Genomic DNA, 24,125 nt, shown 5'->3' with positions numbered 1-24,125 from the left:
TTATATGGATAACAAATTTTACCAGGACGATAACTTAGAGCAGTTTTTACAGGATGAGGTAAAACAGCACCGCATGTATCCTTCCGACCATATCTGGAAGAATATACGCACGGAGTTACACGGATACAAAGCCTGGCCCGCACTTACTTTCATCTCACTTTTTATCCTTACCGCATTAACGATCTCTACTTTACTCAACAACCATCCCGCTGTACCGGTAATTTACCAGCCCGCTTCTAAAATACTCGCCGCCAGCGCACCGGCGCCGGCCGCTTCCGTTACAAGACGGCCCGCTCAAAGCAGTGCCGCTACCACTGAACTGGATTATTTCCAGCGCATCGCACCGGCACAGGTTACCGCAGAAACATTTGCCAATACCCTTGCTGATGCTGCACCGCAGGAAGAACCCCTTGTTGCACGCAACACCCGTATAGACGATGCCGCCGTTCCTGTTAAGATCAGCAACGACCGCCTTACCGCTTCCTCAAAAACCATCAACCGCAGGCTCAATAGCTACGAGCCTGAATTTTTACCTGCGGTAAACGCACCGGCATTGCCTTCGGCAGAAATGATGGTTGAAGAAAACAATACAACAACAGCTTCACCTGCCAACGCAAAAGAAAAAGAAACAAATGCCGCAACAGAGAACGCGGATCCTAAAAAAGCAGACGCTCACCTCACGGCCGATGATTTCCTGAAAGATTTTAATTACGTGACCAACAAACCCAAACCACGCAATTCAAAATTCGGCATCCAGTTTTACATAACGCCTTCTACAAGTTTCAGGAGATTGTCTGACGAAAAAGTAAAAGAAGTGATACAGCCCGCAACAGGCATCAGCACTTCTGCGGTTCAGAACATACCGCTGAGTACAAGTACTTCTGCCAACGTAAACAACGTGGTAAGGCACAAACCCGCCATCGGCTTTGAAGCAGGCTTCGCGGTATTGTATAACATGACCGGCAAACTCAAATTCAAAACAGGCGTTCAGTTGAACGTAAGGCAATACTATATTGAAACATTCCAGTCAACCAACGACCTCACTTCCCTGGCCGTTATCAACACGCGCGGTGTTGAAACCATCAGTTTTTATTCTCCTTACAACAACAATGCAGGCTATAAAAAAACACAGCTTGATAACAAGATCTACCAGATCTCTGTTCCGCTGGGCATCCAGTGGGAGCTGATCCAGGGCAGGCATTTTGGCATCAACACGGAGGCTTCCGTGCAGCCAACCTTAACGCTTAACAAGAACACATACCTTCTTTCTACCGATTATAAACACTACACCAACGGCAACGATTTCATCCGCAAATGGAACATCAATACGAGTGTTGGTGTGAACCTTACCTACCAATCGGGCAAAGGCTCCTGGCAGCTCGGACCGCAGGTTCGCTACCAGCACCTGCCTACATACTCAAATCTCTACCCCATCAAGGAATACCTGCTCGATTACGGGGTAAGGATCGGTTACACGCGCCAGATCTGGTAGCGCCCCCATCACACATCAATTTTTTAGGGGTGATGGAAGTATGACCGCCGCTATATACTTTACCTGTTGTTAAAATATACAACCCTGGCCGCATCATCGCCATCATAAAAAAAACATATCCGCCAGAGATCGTAATTTTGTGAAATGAAGGTGTTCCGTATCCCGTTCCTGTTGCCTGTGTTTTTTTCGATTGCCTGCCTGGTTCTTGTTTCCTGCGGCGGCAGCAACCCGGAGAAGCCAAAAACAGGCGACACACAGGCTTCGGACACCGCGCATTTTTACCCGCTTGATGCCTATTTCAAGGAGCAGACCGATTACGTGGCGCTGCATGGATTCCCCATATACAGGATCATGGTGAAAGATGGAAAGAAAGATTCAGCAGCCATTTCAACCGACGCGTTTATCGCCATCGCGCAAACCCTTCACAGGTACGACATCTCCGCGCCCGATGTGAAAGCATTGTACCGCGAAACCTCATTCGAGGACCTGAGCACGGCGAGCCTTACCCTGAATTACAAACCGGTAGATAAGAGCGCCATCGTTCAAAACATCGACATATTAATGGACCAGGAAGGGCGCGCCGTGAAACGTGTGTTCATCCGTGCCGTACAGCAGAAAGGCGATACCACCATTACCGAACAATACAGCTGGAAAACAAACAAAAGCTTGCAGGTGAACCGTTCGCTGGAAGCAAAAAATTATTCGTCTACCGAACTTAATTTTATCAACTGGAACGATAGGCCCTAACGCGCATGACATCAGAGCAATTTCAAAAGATCGCACACACCATTCCCGTACAACCCGGCATCTATAAATATTACGATGCGGGCGGAACGCTGTTGTATGTGGGCAAGGCAAAAGAGTTGCGCAAGCGGGTGGGATCCTATTTTTCAAAAACATTTACCAACTACAAAACGCATGAGCTGGTGCAGCGCATTCACCGCATCGAGTTTACGATCGTGGATTCGGAACAGGATGCGTTTTTGCTCGAGAATTCGCTCATCAAAGAATACCAGCCGCGGTACAACATCAATTTAAAAGACGATAAAAGTTACCCCTACATCGTTATCAAGAAAGAGAACTTTCCGCGGATCTTCTTAACAAGGAAAAAAATAAACGACGGGTCTGAATACCTTGGCCCGTTTACTTCCGCGGGGAAAGTGCGCGACCTGATCAGTTTCATCAAACAATTTGTTCCGCTGCGCACCTGTAAGCTCAACCTTACGGAACAGAATATTCAAAAGGCAAAATTCAAGGTTTGTCTCGAGTACCACCTCGGCAACTGCAAGGGCCCATGCGAAGGACTGCAATCGGCCGAAGATTACAAAGACGGCCTGTCGCAGGTAAAGAACATCCTGAAAGGGAACCTGGGTTCTGTGATCAATCATTTCAAGGCAGAGATGCAGGAGCATGCGGCCAACCTCAATTTTGAAAAAGCCGAACTCACGCGCAAAAAGATCGAGCACCTGGAAGGATACCGTTCGCGCTCTGTGATCGTGAGCAGTCATTTATCAAACATTGATGTGTTCTCCATCCTCAAAGAAGACAATTGGGCGTACGTGAATTACCTCATGGTTCAGAACGGCACCATCGTTCAAACGCATACGGTTCCGCTGGAAACAAAGCTTGAAGAAACGGAAGAAGAGGTATTGCGCTTTGCGATAGGAACGCTGCGCAGCTCGTTCAACAGCCTGGCCAATGAAGTGATCGTTCCTTTTGAAATCGATTATCCCGACAAGAACGTTGTGATCACCCTACCGAAAGCGGGTGATAAGAAAAAACTGCTCGATCTTTCTGTGAAGAACGTTACCTATTTCCGCGAAGAGCTTTACAAAAAAAGAACCCTTCACCTGGAAGGAAAAACAGACAAGGAAAAGAAGAAAGTATTGTACGAGCTGCAGCAATACCTGAAATTACCCGAAGTGCCCGATCACATCGAATGTTTCGACAACTCGAATTTCCAGGGCAGTTTCCCGGTATCGGCAATGGTTTGTTTCAAAGACGGGTTGCCGAGCAAAGCCGATTACCGCCATTACAATGTGAAAACCGTTCAGGGCATCAACGATTTTGCAACCATGAAAGAAGTGGTGTACCGCCGCTACAAACGTGTGCTGGCAGAAGACCTTCCCCTGGCAAAGCTCATCATCATCGATGGAGGCAAGGGGCAACTGAGCGCTGCAATGGAAAGCATTCGTGAGCTTGGTTTGGTTGGCAAGACCACCGTTGTGGGACTGGCCAAAAACGAAGAAGAACTTTTTTTCCCGGGTGATACGGAGTCGTTCAAACTTCCATGGGACAGCGACAGCCTCAAACTTGTTCGCCGCATACGTGATGAGGTGCACCGTTTCGGCATCACTTTTCACCGCAACAAAAGATCGAAAGGAACGTTTAAAAATGAATTGGAAAATGTGCAGGGTATTGGCGAAACAACCATCAACCAGTTGCTGAAAGAATTCAAATCGGTAAAGCGGATCAAAGAAAAAACACAGGAAGAACTGGCGGCCGTAATTGGAAATGCGAAGGCGAAAATATTACAGGCTTACTTTGAGTCAAAGGCCACCGAACAGTAGGTGGAAGTTTTCCTTTTTCTCAATTGGGAAAATTTTCTACGAAAACGGTTATTCAAGGATTTTAGTCGGTGAAGCAACGCCTCCAGGCAAAAAAAAGGGGCCAGGATAAAAATCCAGCCCCGGTTTAAAATCCAATATCCTATGAAAAACCAGAACAAAGATAGAGATTGTAATGATATCTCCAATTTTTACTACAGGTATTTTACACGTTTGTAGTATAAAAACTAAAAAAGAGGCATAAAAGCCTCTTTTTTAATTTTATATAAAGGTGATTTTAATATTGCCACAGGTCCTGCTCGTAGTTAAAGATCCTCGTTTTGATGTTTTCACCCTCCAGTAAACGGAAGAGCGGGTCCTTGATCATTGCGTTCAGGTATTTATCACCCGGGTTGTTCGCGCTTGATTTGATGATATAGCTGGTAAAGAACCTGCTCTCAAACAATTCTTCCCATGTCATACGGCTTGAGAAGTTCTTTGGATTGTAAACATCTGTTTTTGCAAACGTTCTGCGCAGGTCCGGATAGTAGAGCCAGAACAGGAGAACCGACATGGTTTTACCCGTATTCCCGATCTGCTGTTTTGCAACCGGCGCAATACCGATGATGCGGGTTACCAGGCGGCTCGATTCTTTGTCGAACATGATCTGCTCTTTCAAACGGAACGTATAAACCGAATCGGGACTGAACTTTGGCCTTTTGGTGATCACTTTTTCTTCCGTTCCCGAAATGGGGTCTACAACAGTTACGGTATCAACCACACCTTCCGACTGGTTCATGATCTTCTCCATAGAAAGCGGTGTAGTAAAACGGTCGTTCTCTGCCGAGAAAGCGGTAACGCTGTCGTTCTTGATCGCATTCAGCAATACGCTGAAGAAACGCAGATCGCCGTTATCGTCTTTACCTGCATAGAGGAACGACTGGTTTGCTTTTTCGCGCGCGTCGATCTCTCTCCAGATGAATTCGCTCCAAACAACATCGTCGTCGCGCATGTTATCGTACTCCAGTGGTTTGCGGTCGCGTACCTGGCTCCTGTCGATTGCGTAGTTGTTGCGCAGCGAAACTTCCGGTTTACCGCCAAACCCGTTATTGGAGCTTGTATCGTACCTGATCGTTGCCGCGCCACTTGCGTTCGGGTTTTGTGTTGTGGTTGGTGTTACCGCAGGGTTGGGAACCAATCCACGGCCGTTGTTGTTCGGCGTATTGGTAGCAGGCGCAGTGCCCGCCGGTTTGGTTGTATCCGGCTTGTTTGTCTGAGGGCGTAATCTCGATTGCGCGTTAACCTGCGTTGCAGCCAAAACTGTAACGGCCAACAAACCACCAACTGCAAAAATCTTTTTCATACACACAATTATTGAAGGATAAACGAAATGTTCTGATCCAATGTTCTTGATGATCCACCCGGCCCTCTTACTTTGATCTCATCGATCACCACCGTTGTTCCCGGCTGGCATTTCCTGATGATCGCCTGTGCATCCGCATTAAAATAAGCGCCGGTAACTTCTGCAATACCCGGGTTGTCTTCAAAACCTTTACCTGTACAGTACAAAGTATAAGCAACCACATCGTATTTAACGCCTTCGAAAATAAAGTCCTGCAGATCCGCCGCTACCCCTTTCTGAACACGGAATGCGTTGGCGAGAAAAGGACCACCTGCCTTACCGCCCACTTTCGCCAATGGCAATGGAACGGGTTTGACAGGGATAGTGATCTTCTGTGTTCCTTTTCCGTCGGAAGCGGTTACCGTTGTTGAACCCAGGTTAGGGCAGTTTACGATGTAGATACCCGCACCTTTTTTGGTAAGCGTAGCGCCCGCACCTTCAACGGTAACGGTAACTTTTTCATCACCGCTTCCACCGGTTACACGCAGTTCGTTTTCGAGGTTCTGGTAGAATACGCGTGTTTTATCGGTTGATACCACCAATCCCGAAGGAACACCCACTGTATATTTTACATCCACATCTTTTGTTGCGATGGTGCCATCCGGTTTGTAAAAGGAGATATGCACTCTTTTCGAGGCCGCGCCTGAGTTACCCACCGTTGCTTTGTACTCGGCGGTTCCATCGGGTTTCAGCGCTACGTTAACGCCGTCAACCGAAATGGTTGGTTTCGCCGCTTTACTGAACGCGCCCACACCTGCTGTGATCACGAGTTCTTCACCAGGCATCAGGTATTGCGAGTTGGTTCCGGCGAAAGCCTGGAACTCATCGTAAATGATCTTAACCGCACCTACCTGTTTGTGGCAGTATTCAACGGCCTGCGCCTCTGAATTCTTAACATCGTTCTGAAACTTACTCAGGATGGTAATACCTGCAACCGCCGGAGCCATATGAAAATATCCATAGGCCCATCCGCTGTTGTTGGTAGCCTGGTTGTTGCTTTTCATGGGCGTGAGGTCGAGCGGCAATGTTGCACCGATCTCTTTTGCCATATCAGGGTCGATCGCCAACAGCGCTGCCTTGTATTTGGTGAGCCTGTCGAACAGTTCTTTACCCCTTCCCTTGCCATGCGGCGCCTCTTCTACAAACAAACGTGTGGTAGATTCCTGGTCGTCTTCTTTATAGGTTTCTTTTCCATCAACGATCTTGAACTGTGATTCTTTTTTCAATTCGGTTTTCAGATCATCAATGTATTTGTAAATATCGTCGGACAATGTTTTAACCTGTTGGGCCTTTGCCTGCCAGATCAAAGCTTTTTCCCTTGTTTTTGGATCGTTGACCTTGTCTTCGAGTGATTTGAATATTTCCTGGTTCTTTTGTTCAGCAATTCCGCTTGCCGTCATCAGGCTCCGGTCTACTGTTTTAAAGGCGTTCAAGATCTCAGCAGATATATTCAGTGCTAATATCGCAGTAAGCACCAAGTACATGATGTTGATCATCTTTTGCCGCGGTTCCTTGGGTAGTGACATTCTAGCTTATATTTTTAAACATCCGTTTTTATAAAATGATTGGATTCAACTTTCAACATCACTTATCTTCCCTGCATTGCGGTAATCATGTTACCGTACAAATTGTTCAGCTTGCCCAGGTTGGTGGCAAGTGCGCCCATTTGTTCCTTTGCTTTCACCGCATCGTCTGCGCTGCTTGCCATGGCTGCTGAGGCCTGTGATAATTTTCCGTAGAACTCGTTAAATGATTTCAGGTTCTTGTTTCCTTCCTGTATCTCCAGCTCATAAATTGTATTGAGAGAAGAAAGGTTTTTGTTCATAGACTGCATCTGCTCATGGAATTGTTTTGCACTTTCAGATACGCCTGAAAAACCGGAAAGGGATTGTGTTGCGTGGGCAGCAGCATCTTTGATGCCTGCAAGCGCAGCAGAAGCTTCACTTGCTTTGGTAGAAAAATCGCTGGTAGATTTTACCACGTTGCTGATATCGGCGATCTGGGTAACTGTTGTATTGAGTTTCTGGAAACCGGCGCTCAGTTTTGCAAGCGAGTCCTGGTTGATGTTTGCCTCATCCAGCATTTTATCCAGGCTTGCCAGTGCGGGGTTTCCTGCAGGCGCCGCTGTTTTGCCGGGAAGATGAACCTCATGGTCATCGATGGCGGGGTAGATCACATATAATACACCATATCCCAGGAAGATCACAGCCTCGGTAGTCAAGCCAATTTTCAGCATAATATCGGCCATCGGCGTATGCAGGATCTTCTGCAAGGCACCGTAGATAACCACTGCGGCCGCGATGGATACGAAAATGTCGAACATTTTGGAGACTTTAGGTGGAATTGCAGCTGCCATTTTTTTGTGTGTTTTTTAGTTTTTATAGAATTGGTTATCCAAAACCCTCCCTGCTACTTCGCGGGGAGGGTTTGAATCAGTTTAGCAATAAAAGTTGATTGATTGTTTGCCTATAATTTATTTTTTCATTTTAGGAGCGAGATCGATCACACAACGGAAACCGATATACGATTTCGCTGTGTCCTGGTACTCGTAGCTACGCGTTCCTACCTGGAGGAAGTAGGATACATCCTTCCAGCTTCCGCCACGCACCACTTTCCTTTTCTCTCTCGGGCGGTCTGAGTCTTTTGCTTCGTACCTGATATCAGGACTCATATCCGCCATGAAATTATAGGCGCCTTCGTAGAAATAAGAACCTGTCCACTCTGCCACATTACCCGACATGTTAAACAGCCCGTATTGATTTGGCCAGTACGCATTCACAGGTACCGTATAGAAACCTCCGTCTTCGGCGTAGTTGCCACGGCCCGGTTTGAAGTTGGCGAGCAAACATCCTTTCTTGTTTCTCAGGTAAGGGTTACCCCAGGGGAACATCGAGTTGGTGAGACCTCCCCGTGCGGCGTACTCCCATTCTGCCTCGCTTGGCAAACGGTAGTCGCCATCGATCGCAAATTTATGTTTCGCAAGAAATGAATTCTGGTAATGCGTTCTCCAGTAGCAGAAAGCAACCGCCTGCCTCCAGCTTACCCCAACCACCGGGTAGTTTCCGAAAGAAGGGTGCGAGAAATAGCGTTTGGTCATCGGCTCGTTGTAAGAATAAGAGAAATCTCTTATCCAAACCAATGTATCCGGGTAAATTTTCTGTGGGTATTTGCGGATGAAGTTGCTTCTTGGCAACCCCGCATTGTCCCTGCGCGCCGCAGCGGCAAGGTCGAAATATTCTACTTTGAACTGGATCTTGTCGGGATCGATATCCGGCTTGCCATACAAACGGTTGTCGGGCGCCAGGTTCAGCTCATTCAGTTTCTCAACCGTGTTCCTGTCCCATTTGATCTGCGCCACTTTCTTCCAGTCTACCGCCGAAGTATCGTCGAAATTGGTAATACCCTGCCCGTAAAGGATCTTGAAAGCAAGCGAGTCTCTTGTCCAGTTGATGAACTGGCGGTAATCGTTGTTGGTAATTTCGGTTGCATCCATCCAGAACCCGGGAATAGAGACCTGGCGGTTACGGGTGGTATAATTGTAGCTGATGTCCTCATCGCTCGGCCCCATGTGAAAGGTTCCGGGTGGTACATATACCATGTTGCGCGGCGGGTTCATGCTTTTGTTAGCGGTTGGAGCCACGCCATGTAACTGACCATCGTCGGGTAACCTGGAGGATTTCCCTTTTTTGCCGCATGATGCTACACTTACACAGAGCGCAACTAATACAGTTAGACTTAAATACCCTCTCATCTTGTGAAACAGATTTTATGACAGTGACAAATATAAGTTTTCAATCGGCAGTTAAGCCGATTTTGCGAATTTGTTCCAATAAAATTTACTTCGCTAAGTAAAATTCGTTCAGATACTACAAAATTAAAGTCAGAGCACTACAAATAAGGTTTCGATCATATGGAAGGCGTCTCGGAACCACTGTCATAGAGCAAATTAAGGCAAACAATTGTTACACATTTGCTAAAAGCGTTTCCAACTCTAAAAAAGGCGCCTGGCAGGCATAATTTTTACAGAGGTAAAAGGCTGTCTTCTCACCTACACCTGTTTTCCCAGCTAATAACGGGAAAAACGCAGAATTAGTTTCTTGTGTTTGAACAATTTTGTTGGGCACGAACTTGGCCAGCAAAGCAGGCAATGCATCTTTTGCGTGCGTGCCCGCGATGGCTATTTCCACCATGCCTTTTGTAACCAGTTGCCGGGCCATTGCCCATACCCCAAATGAGCCGGGGTAACGGGTTACTGCGTTGTTGAGCAAATTGAGCAGCCTGTGCGCGTGTTCGCCCCAGGATGGTTGATCGAATACGATGGACAGGTAAAGCAGGTTATGGCACATCACCGCGTTGCCGCTGGGCACCGCCCCATCGTACACTTCTTTTTTACGAACGATCACATCCTGCTGGTGCTTGTTGGTATAGAAAAAGAAACCGGTTTCTTCCTCTTCAAAATGTTCAATCACCCATGCGGCCAGTTTTTCTGCCTTGGTGAGGTATTCGCCGGAGCCGGTGATCTCCTGGAGGTTTATATAAGATTGTATGAGATAGGCATAATCATCCAGAAAAGCGGGAATGCGCGCCGTTCCGTTCTTATAGGTATGGTGCCAGCTGCCGTTGGGCAATGTAAACTTCGATTCGAGGAACTGCATGTTGCGGACCGCCATCTCTCTATATGCCTCATCGCCCAGTGCGGCGCAGGCTTTTGCATAGGCCGTGTTCATGAGTGCGTTCCAGCCCAGGAGGATCTTATCATCCAGCTGCGGGCGTATGCGCCTGCTGCGTTGCTGAAACAGGATCTCACGCGCAGCGGCGAGTTTCTGCGCAACGGCCGCTGTTTCCAGCCCCTGTTCTGCCGCAAAAACATCCATCGGTTTGAGGATGCGCAGGATATTGACGTGTTCCCAGTTACCCTGTTCAGAAACATCGTAAAAACTTTCGAACAGCGGCGCGTCCGCACCCAATAGATCATCGATCTCCGCTTTGCCCCACACATAGAATTTTCCTTCTACGCCTTCGCTGTCGGCATCGAGCGCGCTATAAAAGCCCCCTTCTTCGCTCAGCATTTCGCGTTCGGTAAATGCGAGGGTCTGGCGGATGGTGTCTGCGTATTTCGGGTTCTTTGTAACCTGGTACGCTTCTGCCAAAACACCAACCAGCAGTGCGTTGTCGTACAACATTTTTTCAAAATGCGGGGCCAGCCATTCGTTGTCGGTGCTGTACCTGGCAAAACCGCCGCCAAGCTGGTCGTAAATGCCACCGTCGACCATTTTATCAAGGCTGAGCAGCGCCTGTTTCAACGCGGCGTCCTGTTTTGTAAAATGATAATGGCGCAATAAATATTGTATGGAAAAACTCTGTGGAAATTTCGGCGCCTTGCCAAAACCGCCCCATTCCGTATCTGCATTCAGGAGAATGCCTTCGGCGATCACCTGCAGGTTTTCTTCGGAGAACGGCACATCTGCCCCGGCTTTGCCGATGCCGAACCCGTTGGAAGAAAGCAGGTGAGCGGTCAGGTTTTCGGCCTGGGCGATGATCTCGTTTTTCTTTTCAACATAACTTTTATGGATGCCTTCCAGCACTTCCTTCCAGCTCGCGCGGTTGTAAGCGCGCACCGGGGGGAAATAGGTGCCGCCGAAAAAAGGTTTGGTATCGGGCGTGAGAAAAACATTCAGCGGCCATCCGCCGCTTCCGCTCATGGCCTGAACGGCGTCCATATAAATATGATCCAGGTCGGGCCGCTCCTCGCGGTCTATTTTTATGTTGATGAAATATTCGTTCATCAGTGCCGCCGTGCTTTCGTCTTCAAAGCTCTCGCGTTCCATCACATGGCACCAGTGGCAGGCGGCATAGCCGATGCTCACCAGTATGGGTTTGTCTTCTGCCTTTGCCTTAGCCAGCGCCTCTTCGCCCCAGGGGTACCAGTTTACGGGGTTATGGGCGTGCTGAAGCAGGTAAGGCGATGTTTCGTGGATGAGGGCGTTTGGCATTTATACAATAATGAGTGATGGATGCGGGTAATTGGATAAGGTATCGGATCGGATCCCAATGATGAATGGAGTACGAATATCGCACCAAAGTTTGAAATGTTGCAGGAGAAAGGGTGACGGATCAATATTATAGAGACCGCCTCATTTCCGCATCGCGGAAAAAAGTGAAACCCGTTGCACAGGCCCGGTATTGGTTACTTCTTCGCCGGTTTTGCTTCTTTTGCGCAAAGAAACTGGTCGAGCGCCGAAACCATGCTTGGCCTTTGTGGTGATGGAACCTTGATCTCGAGATTGAGCCCGGCGTCTTCTACCGCTTTAGAGGTATTGTTGCCGAATGCGCCGATCACGGTGCCGTTTTGTTTGAAGTTGGGGCAGTTATCGTAGAGGCTTTTTACACCGCTTGGGGTAAAAAAGCAGATCACGTCGTATTCATTTTTCAGCACTTCCTTGATATCGCTGCTGATGGTGCGGTACATGAAACCGAGCTGGTACTCGCATTTATTGGTTTTGAGCCAGTTTACGATCTCGTTGTCTTGCTGGTTCTCGCTGCACACATAGAGGAATTTCTCGTTCTCTTTGTGTTTGTTGATCACATCGAACATGCTTTTGTTGGTACCGTCGGCGCCGTAAAAAACTTTTCGTTTGCGGTAGAGGATGAATTTCTGGAGGTAAAGCGCCACGGCTTCGGTAATGCAGAAATACTTGGTATCCTGCCCGATGGTGATCTTCATTTCCTCGCACATGCGGAAGAAATGATCGATGGCATTGCGGCTGGTAAACATCACGGCTGTATAGTAGCTGATGTCGATCTTTTGTTTACGGAACTCGCGGGCAGGTATGCCTTCCAACTGGATAAAGGGCTGGAAAACCAATTCCACATTGTACTTTCTTTCGAGATCGAAATAGGGAGATTTATCGCTCTCTGGTCGCGGCTGGGAAATCAATACCCTTTTCTTTGTTGCTGTGGCCGTCGCGTTTTTTGACCCGTTCTTTACCATGCTGCTTCTTATCTAAGAGTTGGTGCGAAATTATAGACTTCCGTTAAAATAATTCATCAAAACCTTAAAAATCAAAGCCAACGGAAGCAATTCAACGGCGCAAAGGTACAGTAAAAAATGAAAGGCATTCACTTTCAGTTTGCCCCTGATGGCCATAAAGCTTACCCAATACCGGTATCCGAGAAGCAGGAGCACCACGCCGGCCGATAAAGTGAGCCCGATCTGCACCAGCTCCGGACCGGCAAAGGCGAAAATGAGGAGAAAAGGCACCAGTATCACCCCCAATACCTTGTTCACCAAAAACACCACGAACACATATGAGCCCGCCGCCTCTTTTGTATTAAAGACCCAACCCGTGAACAAAAGGAAGAGGTATTTAACAAGATAGATCAGCAACAAAGCCGCCGCCGATCCCCCCGCCAGCCACCAGAAGGGCAGGTCGCTCCAGCCTTTGTACCTTATGAAAAGGGTGATGTACAGGCCGGCGCTGATCACGAACAGGAAATTGGTAAGCAATGAGGCCAGGTTATCCTGCAGCAACTGGTCGCGCGTTTGTTTCTGGCGCAACGAAGTTTGAAGGAACAGCAAGAACAGGTTCCTGAAATATTTTGAAAACGCTGCGCGGATAAAGGCCAGCACAAAAACAATTCCCGCCAACAGGTAAAAAAGATCGTCTTTAGAGGGTTGCTCCCGGTAATCGAGCAGCATGTACACCGGCGTTTTGGAAAGCGCCACAAAAACGGACGGTTCATATTTCCGGTAAGTACAGGTATCGATCAACACCACCGGCGCTGCAGGCTTAGCCGCTTTTCTTACCGAGTCGGCATAAAGGCTGTCGTGCACCAGCTTTGCCGCAGCCGCTTTTTCTTTCTCCAGGATGGAATCTGCATATGCGTATTGCGAAGAATCAACAGAACGGCGCCGTACAGGTTGTGGATCGTTTTGCTGCGGGCGCGGCTGAAGGGTTGAGTCTGTTTGCGCAAAAGCGGTGCAGGCGAATACCGACAGGATCAGACTCAGTAAAAACTTCTTCGGGCCACACATCTTACAAAAATAATAGATTAAGGTATATGGGCGTGAAACAAGAACGCAGGATCGACTGGTTTTAACGGATCAAAACCCGCTGATCCGTACCGCGCCGCAATTACGCTAGCCTGATCAATCCCGATATTGAATACTTTTGTACCAATGGCCGGCATCTACATTCATATTCCTTTCTGCAAAAAAGCCTGTCACTATTGCAATTTTCATTTCTCCACCTCTCAGGAAAAAATGCCTGCCATGGTGGAGGCGATCAAAAAGGAAGCGGCGCTGAACAGGAACTACCTGGCGGAAGAGATCGCTACCATTTACTTTGGCGGTGGCACGCCTTCGTTGTTGAAAGAAGAAGACATCAGGCAGATCATCGGCCAGTTAAAAATGCTTTTTGAGGTAGCGGCCGATGCAGAGATCACGCTCGAGGCCAATCCCGACGATATTACCGAAACCACCGCGGCGGCATGGAAGGCTGCGGGAGTGAACCGCCTCAGCATCGGCATACAATCTTTTTTTGAAGACGATCTCCGCTGGATGAACCGGGCCCACAATGCCCAACAGGCCCTGAACGCGGTGCGCACCGCGCAGCAGCTGGGTTTCCGGAACATCACCATCGACCTCATTTACGGCACCCCTTATCTTACCGATGCCATGTGGTTGCAGAATATCGAGACAGCGCTCGCGCTAGGCGTTCCCCATCTCTCCTGCTACGCGTTGACGGTTGAACCGAAAACAGCACTTGCGAAAATGATCAGCACGCACCAGGCGGAAGATGTGGATGCAGACAAACAGGCCCGTCATTTTTCCCTGCTCACGGAACGTTTGCGGTCGGCCGGTTTTGAGCATTACGAGATCTCGAATTTTGCAAAACCCGGAATGCGCAGCCGGCACAACAGCAGTTACTGGCTGGGCAGGCCGTATATGGGCCTCGGCCCTTCGGCCCATTCGTTCAACGGCAAAAACAGGCAATGGAACATTGCGAACAATAGTTTGTACCTGGCATCCATTGAAAAAGGAATCGTTCCGTTTGAGGAGGAGGTCTTGACAAACACGCAGCACCTCAACGAATACATCATGATCGGCCTGCGAACCTCGGAAGGCATTTCAGTAAGCGCCCTGGCAGAAAAATCGGGAAGCAACCTTGTTGAAAAAGTAATGGCCGCAGCAGCAAAACACATGCAACGCGGGCATCTTGTACTTACCGGCGACCGGCTCACGCTCACAGAAGAAGGGAAATTTTTGGCAGACGGGATCGCAGCCGACCTGTTTGTAGAAACATGATCGTGTTGCCAAACCTGCATCCTTCGCTCCTGCGAAGAAATTATACCAACCACCGATAGATGAATATGTAGTGAACCAGAGTAATACGGAGCTAGTGAGAATGGTGACCAAACACTTTCCTCAAGACATTAACCACCACAATCCCTCCCAGCAAAAGAAGAATGGTTCCTGAACCGAATATGGTGAAAGAGAAAGGCATACCTAAAGCTACACCTTTTTCTATACAAGGAATGTTTCAATTTTCTTAAAACCCTGTACTGCCGGCACGTGCTCCCAGAGGATCTCATAGATGGCCGAAGCGATCGGGATGCCTGCCTTAACGGTTTCGTTCATCAGGTGAATACATTTACTGGCATTGTAGCCCTCGGCCACCATATTGAGCTCGAGCTGGGCCACTTTTACAGAATAACCTTTACCGATCATGTTGCCAAACGTACGGTTGCGGCTGTAAAGCGAGTAACAGGTTACCAGCAGGTCGCCAAGGTAAACCGAGGCGGCATAATTGTGCGGCTCGGTATTGTCGTTCAGCATGCGCAGGAAATGAACCATTTCGTTGGCGCTGTTGGCAATGTATACGCTCAGGAAATTGTCGCCGTACTCCAGTCCGTGCGCAATACCTGCTCCCAATGCATAAATGTTTTTCAGAACGGCGGCGTATTGTACGCCGGTGACGTCGTTGTTTACAACGGTGTTGAGGTATTCTGTTTTGAAATAGGAGGCTATGTTGGAAACCATCGCATCGTCGATACCGGAAAATGTGAGGTACGATAATTTTTCGGAAGCCACTTCCTCTGCATGGCAGGGGCCAAGCACCGCAAAATAATCCGTTACCGGGAATTCAAAATGTGTGGTGAGGTAATGGTTGAGCAACTGGTTTTCGGAAGGGAGGATGCCTTTAACAGCAGAAATGATCTTCTTCCCTTTCAGCATTTCGGCCGGGATCTGTGCAAATGCATTTTCTACATATGCAGAAGGCACCGCGATCACCAATGCGTCTGATTTGGAAACCACTTCTTTGATGTCGCTGCTCAGCCGCAGTTGCGCCGGGTCAAAATAAGCGCTGCTTAGGTAGTGCGGGTTGTGTCTTCTCTTTTCTATATGCGTGATGGTTTCTGCATTGCGCACCCACCAATAGATCGTATTGCCGTTGTCTGTAAGAATTTTCGCCAGCGCGGTAGCCCAGCTCCCGCTCCCTATGATTCCAAACTGCATTCGCCAGATTTTAATGATCTGCAAAGATAGGGGGAGAGTTTGGAGTTAGGCGCCGGAACGGTTTGCAGGAACGGGATGAATAAAAAAAGCCGCAGGCGTCTTTTCCTGCGGCTTTTTTAACCTGGTTTATTTTTAATCCTTTTTCTTGTCGTCAAACAATTTATCCTTTGGAACCACATTCACGAGCGTTCCGTCTTTCAGATCCTTGCTTACCGTTGTGTATGGGCCGGTGATCACTTCGTCGCCGGCTTTCAGCCCCTCTACGATCTCGATGTTGTTCAGGTCCTGTATACCGGTTTTTACTTTTACTTTTTTCACTTTCTTGTCTGCCTGCAACACAAACACCACTTCCTCGATGCTGTCGTCTGAGCCGGTTGATTTTGGCGCATCGGATGTTTCGGGTTTTTTATCGCCGCTTTTATCGTTGGGCGATTTATCGCTGTTCTTATCGCGCGTGGTTACCGCGTTCAATGCAACGGAGAGCACATTTTGCTTGGTGCGGGTCTGTATGTCTGCATTGGCGCTCATTCCCGGGCGGAAAGGAAATCCTTTGCCTGTTCCCACGAGGTCCCGGTAACTTTCGGGCAGGAGGCGGATGTGCACTTTGTAATTGGTTACTTCTGCACTGGCCGTTCCTGTAGTAAGCCCGCCTGTATTGGGATTGGCGATCTTATAAACGAGCCCTTTGAATTTCCTGTTGGTATAAGCATCTACCTCTACGATCGTGGTATCGCCGATCTTCACTTTCGGAATATCGTTCTCACCCACATCCACCCTTACTTCAATGCTGCGCATGTCTGCCACACGCATCATCTCGGTGCCCACATTGAAGCTGTTGCCTGCAACGCGCTCTCCTTTTTTCACGTTCATCAGGCTGATCATGCCATCCATCGGCGAGGTGATCACTGTACGCGAAAGGTCTTTGTTGGCGCGCTGTAACTGTGCCTGTGCGCTTGCGATCGAGGCCTCGCTTCCCTTGATGCCCTCTTTTGCTGCGTTGTAATTTGCCTGTGCCGTTAAATAGGCCTGCTGTGCGCCTTCAAATTCTGCACGCGAGATCACTTTGTCGTCGAGCAATTTTTTCTGGCGGTCGAATGTGCTTTTTGCATTGTCGAGCAACGCTTTCAATCCTGCCAGGCTTTCGGTTGAATTCGACAACTGCGATTTGCTCTGGTTCACACCCGCTACCACCTGGTCGCGTTGCGAGAGGTAGATGTCTGCATAGATGCGTGCCAGGATCTGCCCTTTTCTTACGCTGTCGCCCTCTGCCACATTGAGTTCTACGATCTCACCGCTTACATCCGGGCTCACTTTCACTTCTATCTCGGGGTATACTTTACCGCTTGCGTTTACGGTTTCGATGATCGTTCTGGCAACCACTTTTTCAGAGGTCACTTTTGTGCCTTCATCCTTGCCGATCACGCCGCCTTTTTTCAAAAAGATCATAACAATGATCAACACAACCAGGATAATAATGACCCACAGCAGTTTTTTCTTCATATAAGCGGAGTTTGGATGCTAAACTAATTTTTGTCTTTTAATATTTCAGGCCCTGGCCTTTGTAAAACTCAAGCAATTTCATTTTGAATACGTAATCGTATTGCGCATTCAGTTGTGTGATCTTGGCCCTGAGCAGGTTGTTCTGGTTGGTGATGAGATCGAGCGAGCTCAACAGCCCCACTTCAAATCTTTTTGTTGCGTACATGTATGCTTTCTCTGCACTCTCCACGGTTTTCTTACCTGCGTTGAATTTCTGCAGCGCGGTAACGGCATTGCTGTACGCGGTGTAGATGTCCTGGCGAAGCGTAAGATCACCCTGGTCTTTTGTTAATTGGGCCAGTTTGAGCTGCAGTTTTGATACCGCGTAATTTGTTTTTGCAGAAAATGCATTGAAAATAGGAACGCTGATGTTGATACCGATGTTCTGACCGAAATTATTGCTGAGCTGGTTGGTATACCCTTCCCACAATTCACCAAAAGTTCTGGAGCGTTGTGAAATTTTATAAACCGGGTCCTGGATGTAATAATTCACGTTGTTCATTACAACAATGGGTTCGTAACCCGTAATGGGGCTGTAACCCACGATGGTAGGTATACCGCTTGCTTTCTTGAATGAATTGGAAAAGTTGGTCGACAGGTTGCCACCCAATGTAATGGTTGGATACATCTGCGCCTTTGTAACCAGGATGTTTTTCTCTGCCGCCTTGATGCGGAATGCGTTTGCTTTCTGCAAGGGCTGGAACTGCAAAGCGAGGTCGTATACAAGCGCCGGCTCAAGTTCCGATAACGGCTCTATGGGTATAGAATCGATCTTTGGTGTTTCTATGCCAAACAGTACGTCTACATCCAGGTTCAGCAAAGCGCGCAGGGCGAGCAGGGTCTGTTCGTAGTTTCCTTTGGCGGTATAGTAGTTGCTGCTGTCTGCCGCGAGCTGCGCTTCCATTTCTGCGATGTTCAGTTCCGGCAATGCGCCCGCATCCACTCTTTTGCGTGTAATGTTGTATTGGTTCTGTGTTTGCGCGATCTGTACTTCTGCGATCTTGGTCTGCTCCTTTGCCGCAAGCACCTGCAGGTAATAGGTGGCCACATTGAAAGAAACATCGTTGGCCGCCCTTGCCGCATCAGCCAAAGCGGCCTGTGCATTGAACTGGGCAACCTGTTGCGCATTTTTGAGCCTTCCGTAATTGTATACCTGGAAACCCGCGTTCACACCAAAATTCTGGTACAGGAACTGCGATGTGGCGAATGTATTGGTGGTAGGATCGATGGAACGGCCGAAACGCACACCTGTTGAGGAGCTTCCTTCTGCGTAAGGATATACATTGTACTTGGCCTGTTTGGCCTGCAATGCAGCGATCCTTGCCTGAATATCTGCCTGCTTCACAGTAATGTTGAACTCGATCGCATGTTCGATGCAATGGCGCAGGTCCCAGTTATCAGACGACCTTTGTGCAAATGCCTGCGAAACAAGGGCACAGCACAGGAAGGTTAAAAACTTTCTCATACTAACAAAAATAAAGGTTTCCGGGGAGTTGGGAAGTTAAACCGGGTTAAATAGTTAAACCGGTAAAGAATGAAAAACCGAACCGGTCCATACCCTTATTCATTTAACCCGCTTGATCCGTTCTTATGTGGCCCCAGCTGTTAACTGAGTGCTTCAATGGCCGCAAAGCCTGCTTCCAGGTCGCCGATGATATAAGCCGGCTCTTCCAATCCTATATATAGCCTTAGAGAACGGTGGCCCTCATTAGCCGGGTCGAATGCATCGGGGCGCATGCCTGCGCATTTGGGGAGGATCAGCGATTCGTGGCCGCCCCAGCTCACTGCCATCAATATGTGTTTGAGCGATTCGCAAAAGGTTTCGATGGTGGCGCTTTCAGCTGCCCTGATCATGAATGTTACCAGGCCACAGCCGCCCGTCATTTGTTTTTTTGCCAGTTCATATTGCGGGAAAGAGGGGTCGAGGGGAAAGATCACCTTCTCTACGCGCGGGTGCTGCTGCAGGAAACGGATCACCTCCCCTGTCGTTTTTGTGATCTTTTCAAGCCGGGCAGGCAGGGTACGCAGCCCGCGTATCAGGAGCCAGGCGTTGAAGGGTTGTATGCCCGAACCGATGTTCATGTACTCGCTGTTGAAAATCCTTTCGATCATCGCCCTGCTCCCGCTCAGCACGCCTGCTACGGTATCGCTGTGCCCGCCGATGTACTTGGTGGCCGATTGCAGCACGAGATCAATGCCCATCTGTACCGGTTTCTGGTAAATAGGCGAACAGTAACTGTTGTCGCAGATGGTCACAATATTTTTGCGCTTCGCGATGGCCGCGATGGCCTCCAGGTCCTGCAGCTGGAAGAACCAGCTGTTGGGCGATTCGAGGTAGATCACTGTTGTATTGGGGCGGATGGCCTGCTCAAAATTTTCAACAACCGTTCCATCAACATAAGTAACGGTAACATTGAACCGTGGCAGTATTACTTCAAACATCCGCTGCGCCCAGCTGTAGGGTTCCTTAACGCTTACGATGTGATCGCCGCTTTTCACATTTGCCAGCACCGCCGCAAAAATGGCCGCGGCCCCGCTGTTGAAAACAAGACAGTCTTCGGCACCGTCGAGCGCACCTAATTTTTTTCTCAGTATCTCAACCGTAGGGTTCAGTCCCCGGCTGTACAACCAGGTTGAATATTCGTTCTCAAACGCCTTGCGCAGGTCGTCTACTTTGGCAAAGGCAAAATTGCTCGCCTGCACAATGGGCGGTGCAACGGCGCGGTAGTACTGGTCGCGGTCCTCCGCGAATTCGTTTAAGATGTAAGAAAGATCCATTTTTTAAAATTAGCGCTTAAAAGCAGAAAGCAAAACAAGAAACCGGCAAACTCAACGCCCTGGCCGCTATTCTGCGCCCGAAAGCGTATCTGTATTAACAGGGCCCGCATTTCTTCCCCTTACCATAAAATAAAGGATCATGAACCCAGCAAGCACAGACAAACCGATTACCGCGATCATGGGTGTCTGGATGGTGATGCTGATGCCTACAAACATATACGCCGCCATAAATATCAAGGGCAGTACGGGGTAGAATTTCATTTTATAGATACCCGTTCCATCGAGGTGTTTGGTTCGTTTGCGCAATACAAAAATGGTGGCGCTGGAGGCAACCATGCCAAAGCAATCGAGGAAGATGGTAAAGTTGAGGATCTTTTCAAAGGTTTGTGCGAAGAACAGTATCACGATGCAAAGCGCGGCAAAAACGGTTAAGGAAACCGTGAGCACTTCGTTCTTTGGGTTTTGCCTGGAAAATGCCTTTGGCAAAACGCCCTCTGTGCTCATGGCATACATCACGCGCGGGTTACTCATCAGCAATGCATTCACATAGGCGAGTACGCCAAAGAAAAGAAAGAACGAAAGCAGGTCGGCCGCATTCTTTCCGAATGTTTTGTTGATGACCACATAAGCGATCTCGCGCTCGCCTTTCATGTTGTCGAACCCAACGATGGTATAATAACTTAGGTTGACCAGCAGGTACAGTACGATGATGATGGCGATCCCTATAAAGATCCCGCGCGGTATGTTTTTAGCGGGCCGGTCTACTTCGTTTCCAAAATTGATGGTTTGCTGGTACCCGCCATACGTAAAAGAAACAGCGATGAGGCTGATGCCGAGGCTCTGTATCCAGCTCATCGAAGGCGTGGCTGTTGTTGTAACGGCGGCAGTTGTTGCCTCCGCCGCATCGTGCGGGAAAAACAATGCGCCTATGAGCACAACGATCAAACCGATCTTCAGCAACATCAGGATGTTCTGTGCACGCGAACTCATGCGCAGTCCACGGAGATTGATCAGGTAAAAAATCAGGATGGCCGCGCAACTGATCAGTGCCTTGTCGATGTCTGTCCAGGTACCCGGCAACAACCGCGTAACATAACCGCTGCCAATCAGCGCAACCGCGCTGAGGCTCGCCGCGTTACTGATCAGTATGATGCTGTTGATGGCGAAAGCGATGCTGGGGTGATAGGCGTAAGAAAATATTTTATAGTACCCGCCTGTAACAGGATAACGGCTCCCGATCTCTGCGTAGGTCAGTGCCCCGCACAATGCGATAAAACCACCCAGCAGCCATGCCGTAAAATAAACCGAAGGGTCGATCGCATCCTTCGCACTGGTTGCGGCCGACCGGAAAATACCCATCCCGATCACGAGCCCAACAACGATCATGGTAAAACTGAAGAGATTTAATTTTTGTTTTCCGTGCATGGACTAAATGTAATGAATAATAGGAAACAGAATGACATGAGAATTAGGAATTAGGAATTAAGAATTGGGAGTGGGGCGTGAAAGATATTGGGTAACAATTCCAAATTCTTAATTCCTAATTCCTAATTCTTAATTATTCGTTACTTTCGTTTCGTATTTGGTTCCCGCACCTGCGGGATTAAAAGGGAAGTCCGGTGTAATTCCGGCGCTATCCCCGTAGCTGTAAGCTCTTCGTGAGTCAATATTCACGATAAGGATCTTCAAAACCACTGTTCCGCCTGCGGAATGGGAAGGTATCCTGCAGAGAGCGAGCCAGAAGACCTGCCACGTACAAACTGGTCATTCACGGCTTTCGGGTGAAAAGCATGGAACATAAAATGCCTGCTGCAGCGGCAGTTTATCTTTCTCCGTTTTTTTATTTTCCTGGAAGCTCATTGTTCAACAATCAAAACAAACCAACAATGAGCAAAACATTAACGCTCCTCGCAACCCTGCTTTCAGGTTCGGTTGCCTTCGCACAAAAAGACACGGTCAGGACCTCGGTACTGGACGAAGTAATTGTTACTGCCAACAAAACCGAGCAGAAACAAAGCACCACGGGTAAGGTAATTACCGTTATCTCGAAAGAACAGATTGAAAAAAGTACCGGCAAAACCGTTGCACAGATCCTGAACGAGCAGGCCGGTATCGTGATCAACGGCGCACTCAGCAATGCGGGCAGTGTGCAGACTGTTTTCATGAGAGGCGCCGGCGCGGGCCGCACGCTGATAATGATGGATGGCATACCGGTGAACGACCCATCACAGATCAGCAACGATTTTGACCTGAACTTTTTTTCGCTTAACGATGTGGAAAGGATCGAGGTTTGCAAAGGCGCCCAATCCACCCTTTATGGAAGCGATGCCATTGCGGGTGTGATCAACATCATCACAACAAAAGCCAACATCACCAAACCCGTTAATGCAAAGGCAACCCTTACAGCAGGCAACTACGGCACCTACAAAACCAACCTGCAGTTTTATGGCAAAGCGGGCAAGTTCACGTATACCACGCGGTATGCGCGCCTGCAGACCAACGGTTTTTCCGCAGCGTACGATAATGTTGGCAACAGGAACTTCGACAACGATGGCTACCTGGGCAATAGCGGCAATGCCGCGGTACAATACCAGGCCACCCGTAACTTAATGCTGAAAGCCTTTACGCAATACAGCCAGTACACCGCGGCCGTTGATGCGAGTGGCTTTACCGACAAGAATGCCTACGACATACACAACAAAAACCATACTTCCGGTTTCGGTTTTGTATATAAAGGCAACAGTGTTTCCATCAACGGAAATTACCAGTACACAAAGCAGCACCGCAATTACGACGACAATGCATCGAATGGTTCACCTGTTTTTTCGATGAACGATTATGATGCCACTTCACAGTTTGCAGAATTGTATTCTTCTGTAAAACTGGGTGGTGGGTTTACCTTGCTGGCCGGCATCGATTACCGTTATGGTTTGATGAACAACCAATACAGGTCCGTAAGCGCATTCGGGCCGTTCAACAGCAATTTTGATGAGCAGTGGAACGATCAGAAATCCGGTTATGCTTCACTCCATTTCAACAACCAGAAATTTTCTGCCGAGCTTGGCGGGCGGGTAACCAACCATTCAAGATATGGCACGCATTACACCTACACATTCAACCCGGCGTATAATTTTGATGAGCACTACCGCATTTTTGCAAGCCTCGCCACTGCATTCAAGGCGCCCTCGCTGTACCAGCTTGCCAACCCCGTAAAGTTCAACGGCACCGCGGCAAACCTTGAGGCCGAAGTGGCCACCAATTGGGAAGCGGGGCTCCAGCACAAATACGAAAAGTTCAGCGACAGGATCGTTTTCTTTTACCGCAAAACAGGGAATGGAATTGATTACAACAACGTATCCTCTTCCACACCCGGCAATGTAAGAACAACCGGGTACTTCAATTATGTATTGCAGGAAACAAGGGGTATTGAGTACGAAGTAAGTTTTCGTCCTGCAGAAAAACTGACATTGACCGGCAACTATACCTTCATCACCGCACAGGAAACAACGCAGAGCCGTATCAATTTCAAGGACACGCTTTACAATTATTCACTGCGCAGGCCAACACACAATATCAATGTTACAGCCGGCTATCAATTCACAAAAGGATTGTATGCAAGCGTGAGCGGGAAATATGCCGGCGACAGGTATGATGTGGGTGGATATAAAACAGCGGATGTTCGCCTCGACAGCTATTTCATTGTTGGCGCCTATGCTGAATATAAATTTGGAGAGATGCTGAAAATATTTGCAGACATCCAGAACATAGGCAACAAGAAATTCTACGAGGTACGCGGGTACAACGGCATTCCAACCTTGGTTACCATCGGCGGCACTTATAATTTATAAA

At 48.5% G+C, this 24,125-nt stretch carries 17 protein-coding genes and 1 riboswitch; of the genes, 5 read left to right on the top strand and 12 right to left on the bottom strand.

The window, feature by feature from the left end; genetic code table 11:
• The first annotated feature begins 4 nt into the window (after positions 1-4).
• From GWC95_RS02710 to uvrC, 3 genes are all read left to right on the top strand, one after another.
• A complete protein-coding gene (locus tag GWC95_RS02710) occupies positions 5-1,492 on the top strand; it encodes an outer membrane beta-barrel protein (protein WP_161817126.1) in 1,488 nt (495 codons plus the stop codon).
• A gap of 144 nt (positions 1,493-1,636) precedes the next feature.
• On the top strand, positions 1,637-2,239 hold the full coding sequence (locus GWC95_RS02705; RefSeq protein ID WP_161817125.1) for a hypothetical protein: 603 nt from the start codon (positions 1,637-1,639) through the stop codon (positions 2,237-2,239).
• Between the two features lie 5 nt (positions 2,240-2,244).
• Complete coding sequence (gene uvrC / locus GWC95_RS02700) at positions 2,245-4,062, top strand: excinuclease ABC subunit UvrC (RefSeq protein ID WP_161817124.1); 1,818 nt, start codon at positions 2,245-2,247, stop codon at positions 4,060-4,062.
• A 274-nt stretch (positions 4,063-4,336) separates the two neighbouring features.
• Here the strand turns inward: uvrC and porN are convergent, their stop codons facing one another.
• The 7 genes from porN to GWC95_RS02665 form a co-directional block, all read right to left on the bottom strand.
• Positions 4,337-5,401, bottom strand: a complete 1,065-nt coding sequence (porN, locus tag GWC95_RS02695; protein ID WP_161817123.1) for a type IX secretion system ring subunit PorN/GldN — start codon at positions 5,399-5,401, stop codon at positions 4,337-4,339.
• A gap of 8 nt (positions 5,402-5,409) precedes the next feature.
• The gene (gene porM, locus GWC95_RS02690; protein WP_161817122.1) at positions 5,410-6,966 is read right to left on the bottom strand and encodes a type IX secretion system motor protein PorM/GldM; all 1,557 of its coding nucleotides are present in this window, start codon (positions 6,964-6,966) and stop codon (positions 5,410-5,412) included.
• 62 nt (positions 6,967-7,028) lie between these two features.
• Positions 7,029-7,763, bottom strand: coding sequence for a type IX secretion system motor protein PorL/GldL (gene porL, locus GWC95_RS02685; RefSeq protein WP_237722043.1), 735 nt, complete (start codon positions 7,761-7,763; stop codon positions 7,029-7,031).
• 150 nt (positions 7,764-7,913) lie between these two features.
• Positions 7,914-9,191: a T9SS ring complex lipoprotein PorK/GldK gene (gene porK / locus GWC95_RS02680; protein ID WP_161817120.1), complete on the bottom strand. Its 1,278-nt coding sequence runs from the start codon at positions 9,189-9,191 to the stop codon at positions 7,914-7,916.
• A 211-nt stretch (positions 9,192-9,402) separates the two neighbouring features.
• Positions 9,403-11,433: a thioredoxin domain-containing protein gene (locus GWC95_RS02675; protein ID WP_161817119.1), complete on the bottom strand. Its 2,031-nt coding sequence runs from the start codon at positions 11,431-11,433 to the stop codon at positions 9,403-9,405.
• Between the two features lie 194 nt (positions 11,434-11,627).
• Complete coding sequence (locus GWC95_RS02670) at positions 11,628-12,431, bottom strand: uroporphyrinogen-III synthase (RefSeq protein WP_161817118.1); 804 nt, start codon at positions 12,429-12,431, stop codon at positions 11,628-11,630.
• Positions 12,432-12,461: 30 nt separating this feature from the next.
• Positions 12,462-13,475, bottom strand: coding sequence for a DUF4271 domain-containing protein (locus tag GWC95_RS02665; RefSeq protein ID WP_161817117.1), 1,014 nt, complete (start codon positions 13,473-13,475; stop codon positions 12,462-12,464).
• 144 nt (positions 13,476-13,619) lie between these two features.
• Between GWC95_RS02665 and hemW the strand changes: the two genes are divergently transcribed.
• The gene (gene hemW, locus GWC95_RS02660; protein WP_161817116.1) at positions 13,620-14,747 is read left to right on the top strand and encodes a radical SAM family heme chaperone HemW; all 1,128 of its coding nucleotides are present in this window, start codon (positions 13,620-13,622) and stop codon (positions 14,745-14,747) included.
• A gap of 219 nt (positions 14,748-14,966) precedes the next feature.
• Here the strand turns inward: hemW and GWC95_RS02655 are convergent, their stop codons facing one another.
• From GWC95_RS02655 to GWC95_RS02635, 5 genes are all read right to left on the bottom strand, one after another.
• Positions 14,967-15,959: an NAD(P)H-dependent glycerol-3-phosphate dehydrogenase gene (locus GWC95_RS02655; protein WP_161817115.1), complete on the bottom strand. Its 993-nt coding sequence runs from the start codon at positions 15,957-15,959 to the stop codon at positions 14,967-14,969.
• 132 nt (positions 15,960-16,091) lie between these two features.
• Positions 16,092-17,459: an efflux RND transporter periplasmic adaptor subunit gene (locus GWC95_RS02650; protein ID WP_161817114.1), complete on the bottom strand. Its 1,368-nt coding sequence runs from the start codon at positions 17,457-17,459 to the stop codon at positions 16,092-16,094.
• 37 nt (positions 17,460-17,496) lie between these two features.
• Positions 17,497-18,963 carry a TolC family protein gene (locus tag GWC95_RS02645; protein WP_161817113.1) on the bottom strand — a complete coding sequence of 489 codons (1,467 nt, stop codon included), beginning with the start codon at positions 18,961-18,963 and terminating at the stop codon, positions 17,497-17,499.
• Between the two features lie 140 nt (positions 18,964-19,103).
• Positions 19,104-20,276 (bottom strand): trans-sulfuration enzyme family protein, encoded by a 1,173-nt coding sequence (locus tag GWC95_RS02640; RefSeq protein ID WP_161817112.1) that lies wholly within the window; start codon positions 20,274-20,276, stop codon positions 19,104-19,106.
• Positions 20,277-20,342: 66 nt separating this feature from the next.
• A complete protein-coding gene (locus GWC95_RS02635; protein ID WP_161817111.1) occupies positions 20,343-21,701 on the bottom strand; it encodes an APC family permease in 1,359 nt (452 codons plus the stop codon).
• A gap of 141 nt (positions 21,702-21,842) precedes the next feature.
• Positions 21,843-22,044, top strand: a riboswitch (cobalamin riboswitch).
• A gap of 118 nt (positions 22,045-22,162) precedes the next feature.
• Here GWC95_RS02635 and GWC95_RS02630 point away from each other — a divergent pair.
• Entirely contained in the window at positions 22,163-24,124 is a 1,962-nt protein-coding gene (locus tag GWC95_RS02630; RefSeq protein ID WP_161817110.1) for a TonB-dependent receptor plug domain-containing protein, read from the top strand.
• Position 24,125: the final 1 nt, after the last annotated feature.

The sequence above is a fragment of the Sediminibacterium roseum genome (assembly GCF_009939005.1).
Taxonomy (GTDB): domain Bacteria; phylum Bacteroidota; class Bacteroidia; order Chitinophagales; family Chitinophagaceae; genus Sediminibacterium; species Sediminibacterium roseum.
Note: the sequence above shows the minus strand (reverse complement) of the source record. Positions and strands in the feature narration are given on the sequence as shown.